This window comes from Streptomyces sp. NPDC059909, assembly GCF_042730885.1.
In the GTDB taxonomy this organism is placed as follows: Bacteria; Actinomycetota; Actinomycetes; order Streptomycetales; family Streptomycetaceae; genus Streptomyces.
Genome location: NZ_JBHWKX010000242.1, coordinates 1 through 1261 on the forward strand (window position 1 = coordinate 1; position 1261 = coordinate 1261).

Annotated in this window: 1 protein-coding gene and 1 pseudogene; one reads left to right on the forward strand and one right to left on the reverse strand. The window is 74.1% G+C overall.

Features of this window, described 5'->3' with window-relative positions:
- Positions 1–457 (reverse strand): annotated as a pseudogene (locus tag ACFV9O_RS40530) (AAA family ATPase); the annotation flags it as partial.
- Positions 458–937: 480 nt separating this feature from the next.
- On the opposite strand from ACFV9O_RS40530, the gene ACFV9O_RS40535 reads away from it, so the two are divergent.
- Positions 938–1261 (forward strand): glycosyltransferase 87 family protein (locus ACFV9O_RS40535; protein WP_385428127.1); only part of this gene is annotated, 324 nt, incomplete at its 3' end.

Here is a 1261-nt window from a genome sequence, read left to right on the forward strand (position 1 = left end):
CGACGTCCAGCGGGTTGGTGCGGGACGCCTGGTAGAAGGGCTGGGAGACGGGGGCGCGCCAGTCGATGACCATGGGGTCGCCGGCCGGGTCGTGGACGTGGCGGCGGCCGATGTAGAAGCGTTCGGCGCGGTACGGGCCCTCGGCGGTACCGCTCGCCTCGTCGGCGGCGACCTGGCGGACGTAGTCGAGGCGGCCGAAGAAGAGCGGGGTGTGCGCGAGGTCGGCGAGGGAGTCGATCCGCTCCTCGATCCGGGCGTTCAGGACGGCGGCGTTGACCCAGTTCGCCGTGACGTCGGTGAGGTCGAGCGATTCGACGTCCTCGCGCATGGCCCGCAGCGAGGCCCGGGAGGCGGCCAGATGGGCGCGTTCGCGGGCGAGCGGGTCGCCGTCGGACGGGACGCCGGCGGAGTGCGGGGTGCCGGGAGCGGTCTCGGGGGTGTCGTGCGGCGTGAGCACGGGCGCTTGCCTCCGTGGTGCGGTCTTCGTACGGACATCGTGCGGGCACGCGGGCGGGGCGCACCGGGCCCGGACGAGGTCGGGGGCGGGTGCGCGGCGGGGCGTACCGGGTGTGTGAGGGTCGGTCCGCCACGACGGGCGGTCACTTCACGACGCGCCGGCCGGTTTCCGTCCGGCCGACGGCGCTCCCCCGAAGGGGAGGCGGGCAAGGCGGCAGATTGTAGGCGGGAGGAGGGGGCGGGGGCCAATGGATTGCCCGGCGGCCCCGCGCGGGCGGTCCGTGCGCCCGCTCGCCGCGTCCCTCCCCGCGACCGGCGCCCCCGGCCGAGCCCGCGCCCGAGGCCCTGGAGGACGACCGGTCACCGGCCCGGCCGGAACCGTGCGGGCCCGCTTGCCGGGGCGCGACGATCCACTAATGTCGCGCGGGTGACACACCTGGCAGTGATCAAAAGGTCACCCGGTGTACGACTGGCGGCCGGTGTGCTGGCGCTCTCGTTCACCGCGTTCGTCGCCCTGTGCCTGATCCAGCACATCGCGATGGCGGACACCCTCGTCTACCGCGCCGAGGGCCGGGCCGTCGTCAACGGCAGCGACCTCTATGGCTTCACCGTCACCGAGTGGGAACTGCCCGCGACCTACCCGCCGTTCGCGGCGATCCTCTTCGTGCCGACGACCTGGCTGCCGATACCCGCGCTGAAGGTCTGCTTCATCCTCGGCAACACCGCGCTGCTCGCCCTCCTGGTCCACCTCTCCTGCCGCCTCGCCACACGCCCCACCCGCGCCCCGTTCCTGCTGCTCGCGGTG